This is a genomic window from Streptosporangium sp. NPDC051022 (assembly GCF_040683035.1).
GTDB lineage: Bacteria > Actinomycetota > Actinomycetes > Streptosporangiales > Streptosporangiaceae > Streptosporangium.
Map to the genome: position 1 here is coordinate 1 of NZ_JBFBCF010000075.1, position 5,288 is coordinate 5,288.

Below are 5,288 nucleotides of genomic sequence, written 5' to 3' on the forward strand. Positions count from 1 at the left end.
GCGCAGACCGTAGTCGCTCCCTTTCCGGCCGCCCATCGGAGTCTGGGCGGCTGAAGCAATCAGTGCGGGGTTCGGTTCGGGGCTGATCGCCGTAGCTGAAGCTGCACTGCGGGAAGGAGCGCAGGGCTGAGGGCCTTCCCGCCCGTGGGACGGTCGCTTCGGTGAGACGACTGATGCCCACCCAACTGATCGTTGGCCAGTGCGCCCTGCTTCGCTCGCCGGGACCGTGTAAAGAGCATCCCTCCGGCCCGTTGACATCCCGCCACACCACACCACGCCACGCCACGCCATCCCGCCACGCTCCGCCACACCACACCACACCACGCCACGCTCCGCCATGCCATGCCATGCCATGCCATCCCGCCCCGCCGTACTGTCCCCAGCGTCCGTGCCGTCCCTCACTCCTCACCGCACTGTGACATCCCAGGGCGCCGGTACGGCGAGGGGCGGCACGGGGCGGTCCGGCGCCGATGAGCGGCGTGCGACCCGGTGAGCGTCTTTCGGTCATGACATCGGGCCGGAGTGGTACCCGGCCGGAAGTGGGGTCCGGCCGGGCACCGGGATCCACGTCCATCCCGGCGGGAGGGCGTGGTGCGGACCGGTGCGGTTCCCGCTTCCTCGATGTGTGCCGGGAACCGCGCGAAGATGTGCGGCCCGGGACCCCTCCTTCCCGGGCCGCACGTCGTACGGCGCGGCGGCGCGCCGGGGAAGGACGCCGCCGCGCCTGCTTCAGGGGGTACGGAGGCCGTGGGGAGCGGCGGGGGCTCCGTACCGGGTGACCATGACCGCTTCCGCCTCCCGCATCCGGGCCTCAAGACCATCGGGGGTGCGGTCGTCGAGGACCATGGGCTCGGGCGTCGGCCAGGCCGCGACCGCATAGAAGCGGCGACTGCCGGGGCCGTACAGGACGGTCCACCCGTTCCAGGCGCGGGTCAGCCGTTCGGCCTCGGCGCGGGCGTGACCATCCCATGGGCGGAGGGTTTTCACCGGGGTGGAGGCGGTGGCCTGCCCGTCACGGTGACGGCCGGGATCGCGGGAGCGACGCCAGATCACGACGCGGCCTGTCCCGCCGCCCGGGAGGCCGCGGCCTCCTGCCGGTCGACCTCGGCCCGCAACTCCTCCAGGCTGTCGGCGTCGACCGTCCGCTCCGCCCCGGCGTCGAACTGCGCCTGCGTGAACGGAACGCCCCGGGAGGCCCACAGCCGCCCTTCGTCGCTGAGGATCACCCGCCATCCGGGGATTACGGAAACGGAGGAGGTGCTTTTAATCCGGGTCACGGGCCAGGACCTCATTTCCTGATCAGGAGTCGCCTGGATGTGTGGCGCGTCAGGCTGACCCGTCGCTTTACAGGGCCTTTTCTGCTTACGGATGCCATAGTGGAAGAAGTTAAGGAAGCTTCCAAGGGAAATTCCGATGGGGTGCCTTCCCCCATCCCCCATCAGCGGGAGATCTCATGGCGTATGCGAGCAAACCGGCTCGCCCCGATGTGTCACCTTGGCACCTGCTCGGCGTCTGCATCCTCCACTGGCGCGACGAGGTCCGCCATCTGACCCAGCGTGAGCTGGCCAAAGCCGCCCTCGTGGACCAAGGTGAGCTGTCGAGATGGGAGCGTGGGCTCGGCCGCCCACACCTCGACCATGTCAGGGGAATCGACAACGCGCTGGCCGCAGGCGGGCAACTTATTGCACTTCGCGCCCTTATTGCCGAAGTTGACGAGATACGTAAGAGTGGAAGAGACACAAATCCACCATCCCGTAATGAGGACGATGTGGAACGTCGCGCTTTTCTCCAGTTCCTGACGGTTCTCAGTGCCGGTTCCGGCATCTCCGCCTCCGCCGTCGACGCCCTCCATTCGGGACTCCGCCAGCTCACCGGCCACGCCTCCGACAACAGCGCGGAAGACTGGGAGCAGATCGCCTGGGACTACGCCCAAGGCGTGTGGACCGAGCCGCCGGGCTCCAGGGTCACCGACCTGGCAGGTGACATCCGCGACCTGGACCAGGCATTGGCCCGCCCCCGGACATCCACTGAACGCGCCACCCTGCTCAAGGTCTACGCCCAGCTCTCGGCGTTCCTGGCGCTCGATCTGGCCGAGGCGTCAAGTGCCCGGGCGGGCTGGCGTTCCTGGCGCTCCGCCCGTGCGGCGGCCGATGCCTCAGGGGATCGTGAGCTGAGGGTTTGGGTTCGTGCCATCGAGTCCTCTCAGTCGTTCTACCTGCGCCGTCTCGGGTCGGCCACGAACACCCTGGTGGAAGAGGCTCTGTACCTCGCAGGCGACCACCCGTGTCACGGTCTCGTCGAGGCGCTGAAGACCCGCAGTCGTGTCCTGGCCGCACAAGGGCAGGCCGATCTCGCCCACAGGACCCTCCAAGACCTCAGAAACGCCTACGAGCGCCTGCCGGACGCCGTGACCGGCGACCACATCTCCGTGTGGGGCATGCCGCTGGCGAGCGTCCAGTACGCCGAGGCCTTCACGCTCATCAAGCTTGGAGGCACCGTGGCCGCCATGCCTTTGCTGGAACAGGCTCTCGCGGCGTCCCCGCCGGAGAAGGTCGGCGGAAAGGCCAATATCGGCCTAATTCGGGCATGGGGGCTGATCCGGGACCGGGATGTGACCGAAGGTCTCAGCCACGCCCTTGATGTCGTGGCGCCCCTCCCTGTCACGGCTGCCCGGCGCAGGATCGCGGTCGAGCTCCTGGCGTCCCTCCCCCAGCAGGCCCGGAGCCTGCCCGCAGCCCGCGAGTTCCACGCACTCGTAACTACCGACCGGCCCGCCTAGGGACGCTACCCGGATCGGGGGCTCTTGAGCCGACAGTTCTATGGGTTCGCGCTCCGGAGGTGGGTGTTCCGACCGACTGGCAAGGGGCACGATCTTTCCCGGCTCCGCATCCGCGATGACATCCACGAGGCCTTCCTGGCCCTCGCGCTGGCAATCGTCTGCTGGCGACGCCTCACCCGCTGACCACATTTTGCCAGGACTTCTTAGCCGAGCATCGTGACCTGCGGGAACAGGCCCCCGGTCGTTACCATGACGCGAGATGCCGGACTAATCCCGTGACGTTCAAGCCAGCCCTCCACGGTCGAAATCATTCCGCGGACGAAACTGCCCTGACCGGCCACGCAACGTCGTCAATCGCGAGCCACGGCGCGACGGCTACGGCCGTGGGCGTAAGCCCGGCGAATGCCTTGACCTCGCGGTGGAGGTGGGGCTGGTCGACGTAGCCGCTCTCGGCGGCAACGCTGGCGGCGGCGTGACCCGCCGCGAGAAGGTGGGCGGCGTGGTCGAACCGCACCAGTCGGGCGGCGCGTTTGGGTGTGATGCCCAGCTGGGACCGGAAGCGGGACCACAGGCGCTTGCGGCTCCAGCCGACCTCGTCCGCCAGGCCGTCGACCCGCACCCGCCCCCGGCTGGTGAGTGTCCGCCGCCAGGTGTAGACGACTTCCGGATCGACGGGTGGGCGGGCGCCCAGCCGTCGGCCGAGGATTTCCACCGCGATCGTGAACCGTTCGTCCCACGACGCGGCGGCGCGCAGCCTGTCCTCGGCTCGTCCGGCGTCGCGGCCCCAGACATCCTCGAGGGATACCACCGTCCCGCTGAGCTCGGTAGCTGCGCCGAACACCGCAGCTACTGCGGCCGGCTCCAGCCGGATCTGGAGGCACTCGCCGACCCCCCGGCCAGCTGCTCGAAGATCGCCGGGGAGGAGCCCGATGACGACACTGCCGCGTTCGTGTCGGCTATGGGTGTCGTAGACGAGGCCTTCTCCCTCGCTCAGGTCGATGATCAGGGTGACGGATGGGTGCGCGACCATGGCGATGTCCACGAGTGCGGGGGCACGTTGGCGGAACCCGGCCATGCTGATCCCTGGCAGCCGACCTGACCGGCGCGGGACTGCGATGTCCACCCACGCCCAGTCGGATGACGTCCCGGTCGACAGCACGTGACCATTCTAGGCCTTAGGGATCACCGGCGGGCTGTCAGCGGCCGTTGCCGTGAAGCCCAGCAGCAGTTCGCCGGTCGTCTCGGGCGCTTCGAACATGGGTATGTGCCCGGCGCCGGGCAGCAGCTCGACCCGCGCGTTCGGCACCGCGTCGTACTGGTGCGCAGACGACGGCTCCCAGCGGCGGTCGGCAGTGCCGAAGATCACCAGTATCGGGACTTCGAGGGTGGCGAGACGTTCGGACACGCTCCGCTGAGCGATGTACGCGGTGTTGCGGCGCAGCACCGTCCTGAACGTGCGGTACGTGGTGCCCCGTACATCGGCGACCAAGTCGTCTGGGATATCCACAGGGCGAGCGCACGTCGCGCTTATCCCCCTGCGGATCATCGCGTCCGAACGCCTCGGCCACAGGAGCGGGCCGAGAGGCGGAGCCAGCAGGACCCGAAGGGGCAACGGCTGCGGCAGGAGCGCATCGGGACTCGGGCCGGTGCTGATCAGCGCGAGCGACCTCACCAGGTCGGGGCGCTGTTCGGCAAGCGCGGTGGCGATGTAGCCGCCGCTGGAGTGCCCGACCGTGGTGACGCGACAAAGGCCGAGGTTGTCGAGCACCGCCGCCACCCGGGCCGCCTGCACGGGCACGTCGTATGACGGTGCGGGCGGGGACTGGCCGCAGCCCGGGAGGTCGACCCGGATGACGTGATGGTGGCCGGCGAGTGCCGGGACCACCGGGCTCCAGGAAGCGCCCGAGAACCCCGATCCGTGTATGAGCAACAGCGGCGGCGCCTCCCGCGGGCCGTCGTGGACCACGTGCATCCCATGCGACTGCTCAAGGTTGTACTCACTCATGCAGAAGACGATGCATGGGCTGCCGACTGTCGGTCTTGGACAAATGTCGTCGGGCTCACACGCGACGTGTACGAAGCACACGTCGCACTACACCGCTTCGGCCTGGTCAAGAGCGTCGACGATGAGTCCTGCAGGCTCGCCGGCCAAAACGAGTGTCTTCGCAAACAAGGTCTTGTCGAACCGTTCCGTTTCGTCCTGGAAGACAGAGCACTCAACGACTCCGCGACGGAAGTGATTGACCTCGCGCTGCGGTTTACCTTCAGGTAGCTACTACGCGAAGCGCTACGGACGAGCGCCGCCGCCGAACGAGCGCGCCATCGCCAGGATCATTGCGTTAGGAGTTTTAAAGCAGCCTCACCCACCGTGGGAAGGCCCTCAGCCCTGCGCTCCTTCCCGCAGTGCAGCTTCAGCTACGGCGATCAACCCTGGAGGACCCCTCAGCGGATTGCTTCAGCCTCCCCCAGGATGCTGGGCGGCCGGAAAGAGAGCGGCTACGGCGTGCAG

5 protein-coding genes and 1 pseudogene are annotated in these 5,288 nt (G+C 68.2%); 2 read left to right on the top strand and 4 right to left on the bottom strand.

Features of this window, described 5'->3' with window-relative positions; genetic code table 11:
• Positions 1-729: 729 nt before the first annotated feature.
• On the bottom strand, positions 730-1,053 hold the full coding sequence (locus AB0N02_RS47155) for a hypothetical protein (RefSeq protein ID WP_363961711.1): 324 nt from the start codon (positions 1,051-1,053) through the stop codon (positions 730-732).
• Complete coding sequence (locus tag AB0N02_RS47160) at positions 1,050-1,226, bottom strand: hypothetical protein (RefSeq protein ID WP_363961713.1); 177 nt, start codon at positions 1,224-1,226, stop codon at positions 1,050-1,052. The genes AB0N02_RS47155 and AB0N02_RS47160 overlap by 4 nt, the downstream gene beginning before the upstream one ends.
• 227 nt (positions 1,227-1,453) lie before the next feature.
• Between AB0N02_RS47160 and AB0N02_RS47165 the strand changes: the two are divergent.
• Positions 1,454-1,651: pseudogene (locus tag AB0N02_RS47165) on the top strand (helix-turn-helix transcriptional regulator); the annotation flags it as partial.
• A gap of 117 nt (positions 1,652-1,768) precedes the next feature.
• Positions 1,769-2,779 carry a hypothetical protein gene (locus tag AB0N02_RS47170; RefSeq protein WP_363961719.1) on the top strand — a complete coding sequence of 337 codons (1,011 nt, stop codon included), beginning with the start codon at positions 1,769-1,771 and terminating at the stop codon, positions 2,777-2,779.
• 307 nt (positions 2,780-3,086) lie between these two features.
• On the opposite strand, the gene AB0N02_RS47175 is transcribed toward AB0N02_RS47170, so the two are convergent.
• Positions 3,087-3,821, bottom strand: coding sequence for a helix-turn-helix domain-containing protein (locus AB0N02_RS47175; protein WP_363961715.1), 735 nt, complete (start codon positions 3,819-3,821; stop codon positions 3,087-3,089).
• Positions 3,822-3,947: 126 nt separating this feature from the next.
• Entirely contained in the window at positions 3,948-4,784 is an 837-nt protein-coding gene (locus AB0N02_RS47180; RefSeq protein WP_363961717.1) for an alpha/beta hydrolase, read from the bottom strand.
• Between the last annotated feature and the right edge of the window lie 504 nt (positions 4,785-5,288).